Source organism: Aurantibacter aestuarii (genome assembly GCF_003008425.1).
Classification (GTDB): domain Bacteria; phylum Bacteroidota; class Bacteroidia; order Flavobacteriales; family Flavobacteriaceae; genus Aurantibacter; species Aurantibacter aestuarii.
This window is the reverse complement of the sequence record NZ_PXOQ01000008.1, coordinates 28,175-45,247: the sequence shown is the minus strand read 5'-3', so window position 1 is coordinate 45,247 and position 17,073 is coordinate 28,175. Positions and strand designations below refer to the sequence as shown.

Sequence of the window (17,073 nt, the reverse complement as noted above, 5' to 3'; positions counted from 1 at the left end):
TATGGCATCTATAGAACAACAAGCAAAAGGAAAAAAAGACGGAGATGTTAGATATTTAACGCCGTTAAATATAGAAACTAACAAGACTAAAAAATATTGCCGTTTTAAAAAGTCTGGTATTAAGTACGTAGACTATAAAGATGGTGAGTGGTTATTGAATTTCGTAAACGAGCAAGGTAAAATTTTACCAAGACGTTTAACAGGAACTTCTTTAAAGTATCAAAGAAAAGTGTCTGTAGCTGTAAAAAGAGCTCGTCACTTAGCTTTATTACCTTACGTAACCGATTTATTAAAATAAAATAATCATAACAATGGAACTTATATTAAAACAAGACGTTGAAAATTTAGGATTTAAAGACGATGTTGTAACGGTTAAGAACGGTTATGGTAGAAACTTTTTAATTCCAACAGGACATGCTATTTTAGCAACTGCTTCTGCAAAGAAAGTATTAGCTGAAAACTTAAAGCAACGTGCATACAAAGAAGCTAAAGTAGTAGAAGAAGCAAATGTAATTGCTGAAGCGCTTAAAGCTTTAGAAATTAAAATACCTGCAAAAACAGGAGCTGGAGATAAATTATTCGGTTCTGTAAACAATGCAGATTTAGCAGATGCTTTAGCTAAAGAAGGACAAAATATCGAGAAAAAATATATTACAGTAATTGGTGGTACGGTTAAACGTACTGGTAAATACGACTCAGTAATTCGTTTACACAGAGAAGTAACTGTAGATTTTCCTTTTGAAGTAGTAGCGCAAGCAGACTAATTCATTAACGAGTTATACATACAAACCGTTTAAGGCTCGCTTTAAACGGTTTTTTTAGTTTAAATTTTATTTTAGAATGACGTACGCCAGATTAACAAAAGAACAATTCGAAGAACTACACCAAGAATTTATTAATTTTTTAGCCACACAATCTATAGACGCTAAAGAATGGCAAACCATAAAAGAAACAAAACCAGAAGTTGCCGAGCAGGAACTAGATGTGTTTAGCGATTTGGTTTGGGAAGGCGTATTAAAACAAGCTAAATATTTAGAGCACATTTCGCCTCAAAGCATGCACTTATTTGCATTAAATGATGCTAATATGCACCTTATTGGGGTTAAATTAAAAAACGATATAGATTTAACGACCAAAGAAGGTTTTGCATGGTTACGCGACAATTTATTAGATGATAATGTAGAGTTTGTAACGGCTACAAAAGAGTATTCCGAAAATAAAAATTTAGATAAATTTACACTTATACAACAAGGTGCTCATATTACTAAAGGCGAACTTTATAATTATTTTCTTAAAATTATACATGTTTAGTTATTTTAAATAAATTACTAATATCTAAAGACTAAACATTAAAAACTACAGACTTAACAAATGGCACAAAAACCAGTAATACCAAAAGGCACCAGAGATTTTAACCCCACAGAAGTGGCAAAACGTCATTATATTACAGACGTTATTAAACAGCAATTTAAGCAGTTTGGTTTTCAGCCTATAGAAACACCAAGTTTTGAAAACTCGGACACCTTAATGGGTAAGTATGGTGAAGAAGGTGATCGTTTAATTTTTAAGATATTAAATTCTGGGGATTATTTGTCAAAATCAAATAAAGAGGCTTTAAAAAATGAGGACTCTAATTTGTTAACCTCTAGTATTTCTGAAAAAGCTTTACGCTACGATTTAACTGTACCTTTTGCGCGTTATGTGGTACAACATCAAAATGATATCGACTTTCCTTTTAAACGTTATCAAATCCAGCCAGTTTGGAGGGCCGATAGACCTCAAAAAGGACGTTTTAGAGAGTTTTACCAGTGCGATGCCGATGTGGTTGGTAGTAACTCTTTATGGCAGGAAGTAGAATTTATTCAGTTGTATGATAATGTATTTTCAGCTTTAAAATTGGAAGGCGTTACTATAAAAATAAATAATCGTAAGATTTTATCTGGTATTGCTGAGGTGATTGGTGCAAGCGATAAGTTAATTGATTTTACAGTTGCGTTAGATAAACTAGATAAAATAGGCGAAGCTAAAGTAAAAGAAGAAATGTTATCTAAAGGCATTTCGGAAGAAGGTATTTCAAAACTACAACCTTTATTTACTTTAGCGGGTGATTTTGGAGCTCAAATAGAAAGTTTGAAATCTATTTTAAGTACTTCGGAAGAAGGTTTAAAAGGGATTGAAGAATTAGAGTTTGTCAATAATGCTATTTTAGAATTAGGTTTAAAAACGGCTAACTTACAATTAGATGTTACTTTAGCACGTGGCTTAAATTACTATACAGGTGCTATATTTGAGGTTTCTGCACCAAAAGGTGTAAGTATGGGCTCAATTGGCGGAGGTGGTCGTTACGACGATTTAACGGGTATTTTTGGGTTGAATAATGTTAGTGGTATTGGAATTAGTTTTGGACTAGATCGTATTTACTTAGTTTTAGAAGAATTAAATTTATTTCCAGAAACTGTTTTAGATACCACAAAAGTATTGTTTATTAATTTTGGAGATAGCGAAGCGCTATACGCTATGAAAGCGATTAAGAGATTAAGATCAAAACATATTAATGCCGAATTATATCCAGATAATGCTAAAATGAAAAAGCAAATGAACTATGCTAACAAGCGTAATTTGCCATTTGTGGTGTTAGTTGGAGAAGAAGAAATGAAAGCAAGTACTTACACCTTAAAAAATATGATTGAAGGTTCTCAGGAATCTTTAAATTTAGAACAGTTAGTTGACGCATTAAAATAAACCATCATATATTCTCGGTTCAATTAAAAACATAAAAAAATCCACTTTAAAATTAAAGCGGATTTTTTTATATTTTATTTTTGCTAACTGCTAACTGCTAACTATTAAGCATAACAGGCATCACTAGCATAGTCACTTGTTCTCCAGCATCTAAACCATCTACAGGAGTTAAAATACCTGCGCGATTTGGCATACTCATTTCTAACTGTACATCATCCGAAGTTAAATTGTTAAGCATTTCAACTAAGAAACGAGAGTTAAAACCAATTTGCATATCATCACCTTGATAATCACAAGTTAAACGTTCTTCGGCTTTATTAGAATAGTCAATATCTTCGGCAGAAATATTAAGCTCTGCACCAGCAATTTTTAAACGAATTTGATGTGTTGTTTTATTAGAGAAAATACTTACACGTCTAACAGAGCTTAAAAATTGAGTACGCTGTATATTTAATTTATTCGGATTTTCTTTAGGAATTACCGCTTCGTAATTAGGGTATTTTCCATCAATTAAACGACAAATTAAAACGGTGTTTTCAAACGTAAATTTAGCATTAGAATCGTTGTACTCAATAGTAACATCTTCTTCGCTTGCAGCCAAAATACCTTTTAGTAAATTTAATGGTTTTTTGGGCATGATAAATTCAGCGGTTTGAGATGCTGTTACATCTTCTCTGGTATATTTCACCAATTTGTGTGCATCTGTAGCAACAAATGTTAAACCTTCTGTAGAAAACTGAAAAAACACACCACTCATTACAGGTCTTAAATCATCATTACCAGCTGCAAAAATAGTTTTATTAATTGCAGTTGCTAAAATATGACCAGCCATTTTTGTAGCACTTGGATCTTCTAATGAAACCGATTTAGGAAACTCATTCCCATCAGCATAAGCTAAAGCATATTTACCATGATTAGAGCTAATCTCTACGGTGTTGTTCTCTTCAACCACAAAAGTTAAAGGCTGCTCTGGAAATGTTTTTAAAGTATCTAAGAGTAATTTTGCAGGAATAGCTACGCTACCTTCATTATCACTTTCTATATCTAAAGTTGCAGACATGGTAGTTTCTAAGTCACTCGCAGAAACAACCAATTTATTTTGTTGTATATCGAATAAGAAATTATCTAAAATAGGTAATGTATTAGAGCTGTTTATTACGCCTCCTAAAACTTGTAATTGCTTTAATAAATAGGTGCTTGATACAATAAATTTCATCCTTTTTTGAATCTATATAATATTAAAAACCAAATTTTGGTTTTGTTTTTGTTCTACTAACAAAGATACCGTTTCGCCTTAAATTAATGAAACAAACTTATTAACATTTACTTACGGTATTTTTTCTTTCTAATAAAGTTAAAACCAATTCCAAATAAGGCTAAAAAGAGTAGTGGTAATGCAATATTTAAAGCCTGCCACTTGCCTTTTTCTGCGCTTACTTTTTGTGGGTCTAAAAAAGCAACTTTAACTTCTTTGGTTCTAATGTTTATAAGTCCATTTTCATCTAGCAGATAATTAACCGTATTTATTAGAAATTCTTTGTTTCCATAAGTTTGTCCTGTCCATTTATCGAAGCCAAGTTCTTCAGGTCCTTTTCGACTAACGTCATTTTTAATAACGTCACCGTCAGAAATAACAACCATTTTTGTGGGCTTACTTTTTTTAAGAGGTTTTTCTAACTCAAAAGGTTTTACACGGTTATTGTAAGCTGAAGTAAACTCGCCTTCCAACAAGACCGCAAGTGGAATATTTGTACGGGCAAATTCTTCAGGATTCGGTTCTTGAGTTGCGGTTTCCAAACTTATCTCTCTTGGTACGCCTTCTAATTTTGAAAGGTTAGAACTTTGTAATAAAATAGTTTTTTTTATGTTGCTATGGGATGTCTTAATAGTGTCAATCTGATTTGCAAAGTCGAACTTAACGTAATTGATATTGTTAACTATGGGGTGATTTATAACTGGATTTGCTAAAGGCGAATAAAACCATGGGTATTGCTGAAATTGAGCCTGACTACCATCTCCAGATGCCAAAGTAATTTGTGCAGAATATAAGTCACTTACCAGTACAGGATTTATTCTAAGTCCGTATTTAAAAAAGAAATCGGTTAAATTTAAATCGTTTGGTATGGCCACATTTTTCCCTCTATCGTTATATAGACTGTCTTTGTCCATAGCAACTTGATCAATGAGCCATAAGCTTTTCCCGCCATTCATAGTAAACTGATCTAAAACCAGTTTTTCTTTTTCTGTAAAAGCTTCAGTTGGTTTAGCCGATATGATGAGGTCGTATGTATTTAATTCCTTTAAAGTTTTTGAAGGATTTGTTGTGACACTATCCAAAGTAAAAGGTGCAATTAAATAATACTCTCTAATGTCTTTAAGAAAATCGACAACATTCATGTTGGGAAGCTGGTTGTTTCCTTTTAAAACAGCAATTCTTTTACTCTTTGGGTTGGTAAGTTTACTAAAGCCTTCTGCAAACGCATATTCAAGATGTTGTACCGAATTGGTTACAAGTTCTTGTTGTGAAGCGCCTAATTTATTTTTTACCAATGGGATTTTAACAGTAGCGTCATTATAACTAGCTAAAGCCCAAGGAAAAATAACAGCTTGAGAGGTTTTGCCATTTTCTTCAATACTTAATTGCATTGGTTGTAAACCGCGCTGTATCAATTGTTTTATGTTTTCATCGCTTTTAGCTTCATCTTCAGTAGGATTAATAAACTGAAACTGAATATTATCGTTATAAGCTGAAAATTCTTCAAGCAATTGTTTGGTTTCAGATTGAAGACGTTTAAACTCAGAAGGAAAGTTTTCGCCTTCAAGAAAGATATCTATAATTAGTGGAGAATCGGCTTTTTCTACAATATTTAAAGCCGCATCACTTAAGGTATATCTTTGGTCTTCAGTTAAATCAAAACGTTTATATGTGTTTACACTTAAAAAACCAATACATAGTAATATAAAAGCAGAAAGGCTTAAAGTTTTCCAATTGGTTTTCTTTCCTTGTTCGCGGTATAATACAGCAATAGTTAAAATAATAAAAGCCACTGTAATTAATAAGAAATAAACCAAATCTCTTGTATCTAAAACCCCACGACTCATACTTCTAAAGTGAGCACTCATGCTTAAATAGTCAAAAGCCTTAAATGAAGTCATATCATATAAACCTTCAAAACCTATATAAAAGATAAAACAAGTAAATACAGCTATTAAAAAAGCAACTATCTGATTGTCTGATAATGTTGAAGAAAAAACACCTATTGCAGTGTAAGACAGTACCAAGAAAAATAACCCAAAGTAGGAGCCTAAGGTGCTCCCAAAATCTAAATTACCAACAGGATTACCTAGTTGATTTAGTGTGTAAGCGTATAAAATGGTTGGTAATAAAGCAATAAGAATTAATATAAGAGAACCAAAAAACTTGCCTAATACAATTTGAAGTTTACTAATTGGTTTGGTCAATAAAAGTTCTAGAGTGCCTTGTTTTTTTTCGTCGCTAAAACAGCGCATGGTAATTGCTGGAATTAAAAAAATCAAAATCCATGGAGCCAAAAGGAAAAATGGGCTTAAGTCGGTAAATCCGCTATCAAGAATATTAAAATCGCCTTTAAACACCCATAAAAACAAGCCATTTAAAACTAAAAATAATCCAATGACCAAATAAGCAATAGGAGATGCAAAAAACGAATTGAATTCTTTTTTTAATAATGCAAACATATTTTTTTGTGTTTTGTTGGTGGTTATTTCCTTTTAGAATTATACTGTTTTTTTACTTAATCTAAACTATGTAATTTATTAACACTCCAGGCTTCGGGTTTAGCATTAAACATGGGTTTTGTTTTAGCCCAAATACCTCTAAATAAATCTGAGTTTCTATAAGTGTATAAAGCAGCTTCATCATCCCAATAACTATACGTAAAAAACACATTTTTAGTATGTTGTTCTTGGTAGAGTTCTAAAAACTGGCAACCTTCAAAACCACGAATTTTTTGCTTATTATTTTCAAAATTATTTAAAAAAGCTTCTATAAATTGGTCTTCAATACTCAATTTTACAATTCTAACTAGCATATCTTCAAATTAGTGGTTATAAATTATTGGTTTTGGCTTTTCAAAATTAATAGTAATGGTGTCTCTAAAACTTAAGCCCATAAGTGTACTGGCGCCACCCACAGTTTGTGTATTACTTTTATAAATAGCAATCTCAAGATAATTAGAACTATTAAACAGGACTAAGCCTCTACCATCTGCGTGACGTTTATGTTCTTCTAAGGAAAAGTCTAACACATCACTATAAGATTTTGCAATTTTTTTAAACTTATGATTTCTCGCAGAAATTTCGAAAGCCCGCCCTTTTTGTACACTGTCAAAAAAAGCTTTTGTTATGTTAGTCACAACATTGCCATAATTATCTATATAAATAACGCTACCAATAAGCTGTGTTTTCTCCTCATTTACATAAGGTACTAAATTTTTTAATTCCTTTATTTTTTCAATAGGTTTTCCAATAACTTCTAGAGTTCCACCGCGTGCTATATGACAAGCAACTTTAACAAAGGTGTCTAAAACGGGAAAAGTAGTTTTAATGGTGTTATGGATGTTAATTTCCACCATTTTTTCCGGTAAAATAAATGAAGTAATCATACTTAAAATACCATTATTGGCACATATAAAGTAATGGTCATCTAGCTTAATTGCAATATGTTTATTTTCTTGGTTAAGCTCAGAATCTATACCTATAATATGTATGGTACCTTTTGGAAAATTTGCATATGCATTTTGGATAATATAAGCGGCTTCAGGAATATTAAATGGCGAAACAGAATGCGAAATATCTACAATTCTAACTTCAGGATGCTCACTGTAAATAGCACCTTTTACAGCACCTGCAAAATGATCTTTTTCTCCAAAATCTGTCGTTAATGTAATTATGGCCATTCCTTATTTTGAAATAATAATCTAAAAATAACTTAAAAATATCCTGTAATTTTTATTAATTAGTTATCTTAAACAAAGCTAATAAAATAGATTAGATAACCATTAAAAACTACAACGCTTTTGAATGAAATAATAATAGAATTAGAAGACATCTCGGCTAATGATTTTTTTGGAGCCCAGAATGATAATATTACAGCTTTAAAAAAATATTTTCCAAAATTAAAATTAGTAGCAAGAGGAAATAAAATTAAAGCTTTTGGTGAAGAAGAATTATTGGAAGAGTTTGAAAAACGCATGGATATGCTCATAAAACACTTCGCAAAATATAATAAGTTAGATGAAAATAGTATTGAACGCGTTTTAACTAGCGAGCAAAGTTCAGACTATGAAACCTCTGCAAAAAGTGGTGAAGTATTAGTACATGGCGCAGGAGGAAAACTTATAAAAGCGCAAACGGCAAACCAACGTAAGATGGTGGAATTAATGCGCACAAATGACATGTTATTTGCTGTAGGTCCGGCTGGTACAGGTAAAACTTATACAGGTGTAGCATTAGCCGTACAAGCTTTAAAAAATAAAGAAGTTAAGCGTATTATTTTAACTAGACCTGCTGTAGAAGCTGGAGAAAATTTGGGTTTTTTACCTGGAGATTTAAAAGAAAAGTTAGATCCTTATATGCAACCGCTTTATGATGGATTACGTGATATGATTGCAGCAGAGCGCTTGGAACAGTACATTGAAAATGGAACCATTCAAATAGCACCATTAGCATTTATGCGTGGTAGAACCTTAGATAATGCTTTTGTAATTTTAGATGAAGGACAAAATACCACACATGCCCAAATGAAAATGTTTTTAACCCGTATGGGTAAAAACGCAAAATTTATAATTACAGGAGATCCTGGACAGGTTGATTTACCAAGACGTACCATCTCAGGATTAAAGGAAGCTTTATTAATATTGAAAGATACTGAAGGTGTTGGAATGGTCTATTTAGATGATAAAGATGTGATAAGACATAAATTGGTTAAAAAAATAATTGCGGCATATAAAAATATTGAAAATGTCGATTAATAAATTATTTTTGCCTCAAATAACAAAACCATCTAATAATGAGTAAAACCATAACCGAAAGTCATTTTAACTTTCCAGGTCAAAAAAGTGTTTATAAAGGTAAAGTTCGTGAAGTTTATAATATTAATGACGAACAGTTAATTATGATTGCTACAGACCGCTTAAGTGCTTTCGATGTGGTCATGCCTAAAGGAATTCCTTATAAAGGACAAATTCTAAATCAAATAGCCACTAAATTTATGGCTCAGACTGAAGATTTAGTACCTAATTGGCTTACAGCAACTCCAGATCCTAATGTTGCGGTTGGTCATTTATGTGAGCCTTTTAAAGTAGAAATGGTTATACGTGGTTATATGTCTGGTCATGCCGCTAGAGAATATAAAGCAGGAAAACGAATGCTTTGCGGTGTAGCAATGCCAGAAGGCATGAAAGAAAATGATAAATTTCCAACTCCTATTATTACGCCAGCTACAAAAGCTGAAATGGGAGATCATGATGAAGATATTTCTCGCGAAGATATTTTAGCAAAAGGCATTGTAAGTAAAGAAGATTACGAGGTTCTTGAAGATTATACCCGTAAATTATTTGCACGCGGCACAGAAATAGCAGCTTCAAGAGGTTTAATTTTAGTAGATACTAAATACGAGTTTGGAAAAACAAAGGATGGGAAAATTGTTTTAATAGACGAAATACATACACCAGATTCTTCACGTTATTTTTATGCAGAAGGTTACCAAGAAAGACAAGATAAAGGTGAAGCACAAAAACAATTAAGTAAAGAATTTGTGCGCCAATGGTTAATTTCTAACAATTTTCAAGGTTTAGAAGGACAAACCGTTCCTGTAATGAGTGACGAGTATATTGAAACTGTAAGTGAGCGTTACATAGAGCTTTACGAGAATATTATGGGAGAACCATTTGTAAAAGCAGATGTCTCAAACATTCAAGACCGTATAGAACAAAATGTGTTGGCTTATTTGAAAGCAAAATAAATTTCACATCATAATTTAATTAAAAAAGCAGCTAAAATTTAGTTTTTAGCTGCTTTTTTGTTTCAGGGTTTGAATGCTTATAGCTTATAAAAATTAAGTTGTTAACTTCGTTTAATGGACTTTAAAGTATGTCTCACTTTAGTCTAGTAACTCATTGGCTATGAATTTTATACGTTATAAGTAAATATTATTTAGTATAATTTTTAAAACTAGAATTAAATTTTTTGTGTATTTGTTAGATTGCCATTTTCATCATAAAATGTCCACTCACCAGTTTTTTCACCCATTTTATATTGTCCTTTGGATTTTATTGACCCATTGGGGTAAAATGATAAGTACTCCCCATTATATATAGTATCATAAACTATTGCCTTCTCTAAAATAGAGCCATTGCTATCTTTTTTTTCCAATAAGCCAGTGTGTCCATCTGACGAAAATTTTATGGTGACACCATTATTTTCTTTACTTTTCCAAAGCCCCACTTTTCTATCATTGCTAAATTGTCCTATCCAAAATTGGCTAAAATATTCGCCTTGTTTTTTCCCTTCGCTATAACTTATCTTTTCTATTGGTTCAGTATTAGAATCTTCATCGTATTCAGGATAAGTATTATTAGGATTAAATGTATACCAATTTCCTATTTTTTGACCTTTACCATTATATAAACCTTCTTGAATTGAGACATTATGTTTGTTTAATAACTGAAAGACTCCTATCGGAAAATTTTTTTCATTAATATTGGCAAATCTCAATTTTTTAATTTTATATTGTTTAAATCGATTTTTTTTTGTGAAGTCTAAATCTTGACTATTATAAAAACCTATATCTAGTATATCTATATTTTTACTATTTTCTTTAATATATTTATTAAAGCCTCTATACCAGCTGTTAACATCCTCATAATAATTCGGTTCCTTAACTTTACGATGCAGCAATTTTTCAGGAAGAGCACCAATTTTATCTCCATCCTTATAAATATCTAGTTGAATTGCACGAGCTACAGGCATAAAATCTTCGTACATAAAATAATTTAGGAATCTTATTTTTTTATAAGTCAGCAGAACGCCGTCTATCTTGCCATTTTCATAATTTACAATTTTATCAATTAGAAAGAAATCATTAAAATAAATCCAAGTTCCTGTTTTTTGACCATTTTCATTTTTTGAGCCAATACCATTTTTAACGCTTTTATACATCTCTTTCCAAGCTTCATATTTAGATTGCCATTCACGAGCTTCTTTTTCTTTCCTTGCATTTCTTGCTTGCATAAGTTGACCAGCAATTGCTATACCAGTTGCAGCCACATTAGTATAAGCCTGTGTTTTGTTCGTGGCTTGAGGCAGATTGCTTACAAAATTTGCAACATCAATATCTCCATTAGAATTTAAACTATTATTAAAAGCACTTTGCAGTTGGTTGTTGTAAACCTCATAACTAGTTTCGAAGTTATTGATGCTTGTTATACTGGAATTTATATTATTACTATCCTTTGCGTTACTATCTATAGATGTATTGGAATTCGTACGATTATTTAAACAATCTCTATACTTCTGTAAATTTTCTTTTGCTATATTTAGTTTGTAATCATATTGATCGCATTTGTGCAGGTTTGGATTATATTTATTACCATTAAGTTCTTTGTATTTTTCCGCCATCTGCCTACACAATCCTCTTGCTTCTGTTTTTTCATATGCATTTACAGCTTGTTCTAGTTGATTTATGTATATATTTACTCTATCCATATCAGAACAATCACCGCTCATAGCACCTACAGAAGGAAGTTTGTTTTCAGCGGTTTCTCGAAGTTTTCTCAAATCTTCTATTTCTTCATACAACTCATTTCGTTTTTTATTTTCGGATTCAGTTAATCCATTGCCGTCTGCAGTAACTTTTGGAGTTTGACCAAACGAAAGATGAGAAATTAAAACAAATAGAGCAGTTAATATTAGTGATTTCATATTATTAAAATTTAAATTGACAATATCTTTTAATTATTAGAATTAGTCAATACCTACTATAGGGTATTTTTTAATATTTGCTAACAACTTGATATGAAATCGTTTTAATATTTTATATCTGATGTTTAACGAAGTTAGATTAAAAATAATCTAAATTTAAGACTTAGATAAAATAAAATCCGCTTCAACATAACTGCTAAAGCGGATTTTTTAAATAGTTTAATTAAGCAAATTACTTACGCTTTAATACTTTATTTACTGCTTTAACAATAGCTGCTGCATTTAATCCGTATTTGTCCATAAGTTGCTCTGGTGTTCCAGACTCTCCAAATGTGTCATTTGTAGCTACAAATTCTTGAGGAGTAGGGTTGTGTTGCGATAACACTCTGGCAACACTTTCTCCTAAGCCACCTAAATGGTTGTGTTCTTCTGCAGTAACAATACATCTTGTTTTTGCAACAGATTCTAAAATGGCTTTAGCGTCTAATGGCTTTATGGTATGAATATCTATAACTTCCGCCGAAATATCTTTTTCGTGTAAGGTTTTAGCCGCTTCTAAAGCTTCCCAAACTAAATGTCCTGTAGCTACAATAGTAACATCAGAACCTTCGGTTAAATGTAAAGCTTTACCAATTTCAAAAGTTTGATTTTCTGGAGTAAAATTTGGTACTTTTGGTCTACCAAAACGCAAGTAAACTGGTCCTTCATGATCTGCAATCGCAATAGTTGCGGCTTTGGTTTGGTTGTAATCGCAAGTATTAATTACAGTCATGCCTGGTAGCATTTTCATTAACCCAATATCTTCTAAAATTTGGTGTGTAGCACCATCTTCTCCTAAAGTCAATCCGGCATGAGAGGCACAAATTTTTACATTTTTTCCAGAGTAAGCTACACTTTGTCTAATTTGATCGTAAACACGACCTGTAGAAAAGTTTGCAAATGTTCCGGTAAATGGAATTTTACCACCAATTGTTAATCCTGCTGCCATTCCAATCATATTTGCTTCTGCAATACCAGCTTGGAAAAAACGTTCCGGATGGTTGGCTTTAAAATCGTCCATTTTTAATGAGCCAATTAAATCCGCACAAAGCGCCACAACGTTTTCGTTTGTTTTTCCTAATTCGGTTAGTCCAGCTCCAAAACCTGAACGCGTATCTTTACTTCCTGTATTTTCGTATGTTTTCATAAGTCTTAAAGTCTAGTTTGTTAGTAATCGCCTAAAGTTTCTGGGTTTTGTTTTAGCCCTTCTGCTAATTGCTCATCATTTGGTGCTTTACCATGCCAAGCGTGAGTATGCATCATAAAATCTACGCCATTACCCATAACCGTTTTTAGTAAAATCGCTACAGGCTTCCCATTTCCAGATTTTGCTTTAGCTTCAGTTAATCCAGCTTTAATACTTTCAATATCGTTACCTTTTTCAATTTCAAGAACAATCCATCCAAATGCTTCAAATTTAGCTTTAACATTACCTAGATCCAGAACCACATCTGTAGAGCCATCAATTTGCTGCCCATTTAAATCTACCGTAGCAATTAAATTATCTACATTATTTGCTGCTGCGTACATGATAGCTTCCCAGTTTTGTCCTTCTTGTAACTCACCATCACCAGTAAGAGCAAAAACGGTATGTCCGCAATTATTCAATTTTTTAGACTGTGCAGCACCAATAGCAACACTTAAACCTTGTCCTAAAGACCCAGAAGCCATTCTTATACCAGGTAAACCTTCATGAGTAGTTGGGTGACCTTGTAATCTTGAATTTAATAACCTAAATGTGTTTAATTCTTCTATAGGAAAATAACCCGATCTTGCCAAAACACTATAAAAAACAGGAGAAATATGTCCGTTAGATAGGAAAAATAAATCTTCTCCAATACCATCCATGTCAAAACCGTCTTTTCGGTCCATAATGTCCTGATAAAGGGTTACAAAAAATTCTGCACATCCAAGAGATCCACCTGGATGTCCAGAGTTTACTTTGTGTACCATACGTAAAATGTCTCTACGTACTTGAGTTGTTAGCGCTTCGAGTTGCGTTGTCGTTGCCATTAGTTGTGTGTTATGTTTATATTGCAAAATTAACTTTTTACAACGTTTTAGCTAAAGATTTTTCAAGTCATTTATTAACTAAAACGACCTTTTGCTAACAATTTTGAAAAATTAAAGCACAAAGCATTTAAGTTAGTTATATTTGTCCATAGATTTTTACAGCCTATTTATGATATTTAATTTAGAGGGAAAAGATGCACAAAGTAGTGCTAGAGCAGGGAAGATAACAACAGACCATGGGGTAATAGAAACACCTATTTTTATGCCTGTAGGAACAGTTGGAACTGTAAAAGGTGTACATCAACGTGAACTAAAAGACGAAATTAATCCAGATATAATTTTAGGGAATACCTATCATTTGTATTTAAGACCAGGTATTGAAACTTTAGAAAAAGCTGGAGGATTACATAAATTCATGAACTGGGATCGTAATATTTTAACCGATTCTGGTGGTTACCAAGTCTATTCTTTATCTGGAAGACGAAAAATTAAAGAAGAAGGTGTTAAGTTTAAATCTCATATAGATGGTTCTTACCACGTGTTTACTCCAGAAAATGTCATGGAAACACAACGTTCTATTGGAGCAGACATTATTATGGCTTTTGATGAATGTACACCTTACCCTTGTGATTACAACTATGCAAAACGTAGTATGCATATGACGCATCGCTGGTTAGACCGATGCATTGATCACTTGCACAAAGTACCTTATAAGTATGATTACTCTCAAGCTTTTTTTCCTATTGTACAAGGAAGTACTTACAAAGATTTAAGACGCCAGTCTGCCGAATATATTGCAAATGCTGGAGCTTTGGGAAATGCAATTGGTGGTTTATCTGTTGGAGAACCTGCAGAGGAACTGTATGCTATGACAGAAATTGTAACAGAAATACTTCCGGAAGACAAACCACGTTATCTTATGGGTGTTGGTACACCTATAAATATATTAGAAAATATTGCTTTAGGGGTAGATATGTTTGATTGTGTGATGCCAACCCGTAATGCCAGAAATGGAATGTTATTTACAGCATACGGTTCTATAAATATTAAAAATCTAAAGTGGAAGGACGATTTTTCACCTATAGACGAAATGAATATCACTTGGGTAGATACCGAATATTCAAAAGCTTACTTGAGACATTTATTTCATGTTAACGAATTATTAGGAAAACAAATTGCAACTATTCATAATTTAGGCTTTTATTTGTGGTTAACTCGTGAAGCAAGAAAACATATTCTTGCGGGCGATTTTAGAACATGGAAAGATAAAATGGTAAAACAAATGGATAACCGTTTATAATATTTTATAAATTTTGAAGATTCTCGATTGGTACATATTAAAGCGTTATTTATTTACATTCTTAGGAATGTTGTTGCTTTTTATACCAATAGCTATAACGGTTCATTTAGCTGAAAAAATTGGGAAAATACTAGAAAGTGAAGCTACTGGAGCAGAAATTGCTCAGTACTTTTTAGATTTTACCATCTACTTTGCCCACTTATTATTCCCATTATTTTTATTTCTATCTGTAATTTGGTTTACCTCAAAACTTGCCAATAATACCGAGATTGTAGCTTTTTTAAGTAGTGGGGTTTCTTTTAGTCGTTTTTTAAGACCTTACATTTATGGAGGTCTTATAGTAGGTGCTTTTTCTATAATTTTAGGGCTTTACTTAGCACCAAATGCAAGTAAAGGTTTTAACAATTTTAAATATAAATACTTATCTAGAGATAAGACTGTTGAAAGTGGTACAGTTTTAAAGCAAATTAATGATAACGAAATTATCTATTTAAGCAGTTTTGATAACCAACAAAATATAGGTTATAATTTTAGTCTGGAGCATTTTGAAAAAGGCAAAATGACTCATAAAATTACAGCAACTACTATAAAGTATAACGAAGAGGATTCTACTTATGTTCTAAGAAGTTATTTTAAGAGAGACATAGGTAAAAATAATGATGACTTTCAAATTGAACGAAAAAAAGATACGGTTTTTACTTTTGACTTAGAAGACTTAACACCAGTTTCCTATATCGCAGAAACATTGCCTTATGGAGATTTGGTTCGTTTTATAGAACGAGAGGAAAAAAGAGGTTCCAAAAATATGGGACGTTATAAGTTGGAATTATATCGTAAATGGAGTTTGCCTGTTTCTGTATTTATACTAACTATTATTGCAGTATCGGTATCTTCTATTAAACGTCGCGGTGGTATGGGAACCAATTTAGCTTTTGGAATTGGTGTTGCAATGATTTTTGTGTTTTTTGATAAAATCTTCGGAACTCTCGCCTCACAATCGGATTTTTCTCCATTGGTAGCGGTTTGGTTTCCTAATGTTATTTTTGGTGTTTTAGCTGTTTTTCTTCTTCGAAATGCAAAGCGATAAACTTAAAAATTTTATCCATCTTCACTTTTTAGTGTTTATAGCTGGATTTACAGCTATTATAGGAAAAGCTATTAGTATAGATGCTATTCCTTTAGTATGGTATAGAATGCTAATTGCAACTGGGTTAATGTTTTTATACATCAAACTGAAACATATAGACATAAAAATCACCAGAACATCATTAGTAAAACTTAGTCTTGCAGGAATTGTTATAGCCTTGCATTGGATCACATTTTTTGGAGCTATAAAAGTGGCAAACGCTTCTATTGCATTGGCCATGTTTTCTACCGGAGCATTTTTTGCTTCAATTTTAGAACCTATAATATATAAGCGTAAGCTTATTATTTATGAAATTGTATTTGGGCTCGTAGTTATTATAGGTATATATTTAATAGTTCAAAGCGAGTTTAAATATTTATGGGGAATGCTTCTTGGAGTACTTTCGGCATTTTTATCATCACTTTTTGCAGTTCTAAATGGTAAATTTTTAGAAACCCATTCTGCAACAAAAATTTCATTTTACGAATTTATTTCAGGGGTCTGTTTTATTAGTATTCTATTACTATTTTTTCCTAACGGATTTTCTAAAGAATTTTTTAATATTAGTTTAAGCGACATAGGTTATTTGTTTATTTTGGCTTCTGTGTGTACAGCCTATGCTTTTATAGCTTCTGTACACGTAATGAGATATATAAGTCCATATACCGTTGTCTTAACTTATAATCTAGAGCCTATTTATGGTATTATTTTAGCTTTGCTAATTTTTCCAGAGACCGAGACCATGTCGACCTCATTTTATCTTGGTGCAAGCCTTATTTTATTCACGGTTTTATTAAATGCCATATTTAAAAACAGAACCAAAAAAAGATAAAAAGCTATTTTTTTTGCTGAATTTTACGAGTAATTTATGTAATTTTGTGAGCTAACAATT

Annotated in this window: 16 protein-coding genes; 9 read left to right on the top strand and 7 right to left on the bottom strand. The window is 32.1% G+C overall.

Annotation, left to right across the window (positions count from 1 at the left end; translation table 11 throughout):
- The first annotated feature begins 1 nt into the window (after position 1).
- The 4 genes from rpsR (at position 2) to hisS (ending at position 2,742) form a co-directional block, all read left to right on the top strand.
- Complete coding sequence (gene rpsR, locus C7H52_RS06655; RefSeq protein WP_106463125.1) at positions 2-298, top strand: 30S ribosomal protein S18; 297 nt, start codon at positions 2-4, stop codon at positions 296-298.
- Positions 299-311: 13 nt separating this feature from the next.
- Positions 312-764: a 50S ribosomal protein L9 gene (gene rplI / locus C7H52_RS06650; RefSeq protein ID WP_106463124.1), complete on the top strand. Its 453-nt coding sequence runs from the start codon at positions 312-314 to the stop codon at positions 762-764.
- Positions 765-840: 76 nt separating this feature from the next.
- Positions 841-1,311 carry a DUF6495 family protein gene (locus tag C7H52_RS06645; RefSeq protein ID WP_106463123.1) on the top strand — a complete coding sequence of 157 codons (471 nt, stop codon included), beginning with the start codon at positions 841-843 and terminating at the stop codon, positions 1,309-1,311.
- Positions 1,312-1,371: 60 nt separating this feature from the next.
- On the top strand, positions 1,372-2,742 hold the full coding sequence (gene hisS, locus C7H52_RS06640) for a histidine--tRNA ligase (RefSeq protein WP_106463122.1): 1,371 nt from the start codon (positions 1,372-1,374) through the stop codon (positions 2,740-2,742).
- Between the two features lie 97 nt (positions 2,743-2,839).
- Here the strand turns inward: hisS and dnaN are convergent, their stop codons facing one another.
- The 4 genes from dnaN to C7H52_RS06620 form a co-directional block, all read right to left on the bottom strand.
- Positions 2,840-3,958: a DNA polymerase III subunit beta gene (dnaN, locus tag C7H52_RS06635; protein WP_106463121.1), complete on the bottom strand. Its 1,119-nt coding sequence runs from the start codon at positions 3,956-3,958 to the stop codon at positions 2,840-2,842.
- 107 nt (positions 3,959-4,065) lie between these two features.
- Complete coding sequence (gene gldG, locus C7H52_RS06630; protein WP_106463120.1) at positions 4,066-6,459, bottom strand: gliding motility-associated ABC transporter substrate-binding protein GldG; 2,394 nt, start codon at positions 6,457-6,459, stop codon at positions 4,066-4,068.
- A gap of 56 nt (positions 6,460-6,515) precedes the next feature.
- Positions 6,516-6,812, bottom strand: coding sequence for a putative quinol monooxygenase (locus C7H52_RS06625; RefSeq protein WP_106463119.1), 297 nt, complete (start codon positions 6,810-6,812; stop codon positions 6,516-6,518).
- A gap of 9 nt (positions 6,813-6,821) precedes the next feature.
- Positions 6,822-7,679 (bottom strand): SAM hydrolase/SAM-dependent halogenase family protein, encoded by an 858-nt coding sequence (locus C7H52_RS06620; protein WP_106463118.1) that lies wholly within the window; start codon positions 7,677-7,679, stop codon positions 6,822-6,824.
- A 120-nt stretch (positions 7,680-7,799) separates the two neighbouring features.
- On the opposite strand from C7H52_RS06620, the gene C7H52_RS06615 reads away from it, so the two are divergent.
- Both C7H52_RS06615 and C7H52_RS06610 read left to right on the top strand, forming a co-directional pair.
- Positions 7,800-8,753, top strand: a complete 954-nt coding sequence (locus tag C7H52_RS06615) for a PhoH family protein (protein ID WP_106463117.1) — start codon at positions 7,800-7,802, stop codon at positions 8,751-8,753.
- A 38-nt stretch (positions 8,754-8,791) separates the two neighbouring features.
- The gene (locus tag C7H52_RS06610) at positions 8,792-9,745 is read left to right on the top strand and encodes a phosphoribosylaminoimidazolesuccinocarboxamide synthase (RefSeq protein ID WP_106463116.1); all 954 of its coding nucleotides are present in this window, start codon (positions 8,792-8,794) and stop codon (positions 9,743-9,745) included.
- Between the two features lie 215 nt (positions 9,746-9,960).
- Here C7H52_RS06610 and C7H52_RS06605 read toward each other — a convergent pair whose 3' ends face one another.
- The 3 genes from C7H52_RS06605 to C7H52_RS06595 form a co-directional block, all read right to left on the bottom strand.
- The gene (locus C7H52_RS06605; RefSeq protein ID WP_106463115.1) at positions 9,961-11,703 is read right to left on the bottom strand and encodes a toxin-antitoxin system YwqK family antitoxin; all 1,743 of its coding nucleotides are present in this window, start codon (positions 11,701-11,703) and stop codon (positions 9,961-9,963) included.
- A 232-nt stretch (positions 11,704-11,935) separates the two neighbouring features.
- Positions 11,936-12,889, bottom strand: coding sequence for a transketolase family protein (locus tag C7H52_RS06600; protein ID WP_106463114.1), 954 nt, complete (start codon positions 12,887-12,889; stop codon positions 11,936-11,938).
- 20 nt (positions 12,890-12,909) lie between these two features.
- Complete coding sequence (locus C7H52_RS06595) at positions 12,910-13,755, bottom strand: transketolase (protein WP_106463113.1); 846 nt, start codon at positions 13,753-13,755, stop codon at positions 12,910-12,912.
- A 169-nt stretch (positions 13,756-13,924) separates the two neighbouring features.
- Here C7H52_RS06595 and tgt point away from each other — a divergent pair, with 169 nt between their 5' ends.
- The 3 genes from tgt to C7H52_RS06580 are packed head-to-tail and all read left to right on the top strand — an operon-like array spanning position 13,925 to position 17,013.
- On the top strand, positions 13,925-15,055 hold the full coding sequence (tgt, locus tag C7H52_RS06590; RefSeq protein ID WP_106463112.1) for a tRNA guanosine(34) transglycosylase Tgt: 1,131 nt from the start codon (positions 13,925-13,927) through the stop codon (positions 15,053-15,055).
- Between the two features lie 13 nt (positions 15,056-15,068).
- Entirely contained in the window at positions 15,069-16,142 is a 1,074-nt protein-coding gene (locus C7H52_RS06585) for an LptF/LptG family permease (protein ID WP_106463111.1), read from the top strand.
- Positions 16,129-17,013 (top strand): DMT family transporter, encoded by an 885-nt coding sequence (locus C7H52_RS06580; protein ID WP_106463110.1) that lies wholly within the window; start codon positions 16,129-16,131, stop codon positions 17,011-17,013. The genes C7H52_RS06585 and C7H52_RS06580 overlap by 14 nt, the downstream gene beginning before the upstream one ends.
- The last annotated feature ends 60 nt before the right edge of the window (positions 17,014-17,073 follow it).

What these genes read in the sequence shown, in the direction of transcription:
- rpsR (WP_106463125.1), top strand. Translation starts at nt 2, where the DNA reads ATGGCATCTATAGAACAACAAGCAAAAGGAAAAAAAGACGGAGATGTT.
- rplI (WP_106463124.1), top strand. Translation starts at nt 312, where the DNA reads ATGGAACTTATATTAAAACAAGACGTTGAAAATTTAGGATTTAAAGAC.
- C7H52_RS06645 (WP_106463123.1), top strand. Translation starts at nt 841, where the DNA reads ATGACGTACGCCAGATTAACAAAAGAACAATTCGAAGAACTACACCAA.
- hisS (WP_106463122.1), top strand. Translation starts at nt 1,372, where the DNA reads ATGGCACAAAAACCAGTAATACCAAAAGGCACCAGAGATTTTAACCCC.
- dnaN (WP_106463121.1), bottom strand. Translation starts at nt 3,958, where the DNA reads ATGAAATTTATTGTATCAAGCACCTATTTATTAAAGCAATTACAAGTT.
- gldG (WP_106463120.1), bottom strand. Translation starts at nt 6,459, where the DNA reads ATGTTTGCATTATTAAAAAAAGAATTCAATTCGTTTTTTGCATCTCCT.
- C7H52_RS06625 (WP_106463119.1), bottom strand. Translation starts at nt 6,812, where the DNA reads ATGCTAGTTAGAATTGTAAAATTGAGTATTGAAGACCAATTTATAGAA.
- C7H52_RS06620 (WP_106463118.1), bottom strand. Translation starts at nt 7,679, where the DNA reads ATGGCCATAATTACATTAACGACAGATTTTGGAGAAAAAGATCATTTT.
- C7H52_RS06610 (WP_106463116.1), top strand. Translation starts at nt 8,792, where the DNA reads ATGAGTAAAACCATAACCGAAAGTCATTTTAACTTTCCAGGTCAAAAA.
- C7H52_RS06605 (WP_106463115.1), bottom strand. Translation starts at nt 11,703, where the DNA reads ATGAAATCACTAATATTAACTGCTCTATTTGTTTTAATTTCTCATCTT.
- C7H52_RS06600 (WP_106463114.1), bottom strand. Translation starts at nt 12,889, where the DNA reads ATGAAAACATACGAAAATACAGGAAGTAAAGATACGCGTTCAGGTTTT.
- C7H52_RS06595 (WP_106463113.1), bottom strand. Translation starts at nt 13,755, where the DNA reads ATGGCAACGACAACGCAACTCGAAGCGCTAACAACTCAAGTACGTAGA.
- tgt (WP_106463112.1), top strand. Translation starts at nt 13,925, where the DNA reads ATGATATTTAATTTAGAGGGAAAAGATGCACAAAGTAGTGCTAGAGCA.
- C7H52_RS06580 (WP_106463110.1), top strand. Translation starts at nt 16,129, where the DNA reads ATGCAAAGCGATAAACTTAAAAATTTTATCCATCTTCACTTTTTAGTG.